Source organism: Mesorhizobium sp. M8A.F.Ca.ET.208.01.1.1 (genome assembly GCF_004791315.1).
GTDB lineage: Bacteria > Pseudomonadota > Alphaproteobacteria > Rhizobiales > Rhizobiaceae > Mesorhizobium.
Genome location: NZ_SRUT01000387.1, coordinates 1 through 287, shown reverse-complemented (window position 1 = coordinate 287; position 287 = coordinate 1). Strand labels below are relative to the sequence as shown.

At 59.2% G+C, this 287-nt stretch carries 1 pseudogene; it reads left to right on the top strand.

The annotated features are described in order from the left end of the window. A pseudogene (locus EN851_RS35780) lies at positions 1-287 on the top strand (2',3'-cyclic-nucleotide 2'-phosphodiesterase); the annotation flags it as partial.

The following is a 287-nucleotide window of genomic DNA, read 5'->3' as shown; positions in this document are numbered from 1 at the left end:
GCAACCCGATGGGCGACTACGTCGCCTATGAGAAGGGCATGAAGGACGGCGACCTGCATCCGATCATGAAGGGCATGAACCTGCTCGGATACGAATGCTCGACGCTCGGCAACCACGAATTCAACTACGGCCTGTCCTTCCTGGACAAGGTGCTGGCCGGCGCCAGTTTCCCGTTCGTGTGCGCGAACCTGATCAGTGGCACCACGCTTGCCGCCAACCCGCGCGACGACAAGCTCTACCTCAAGCCCTATGTCATCCTCGACAAGAAGATCAAAGACGGCTCGAGA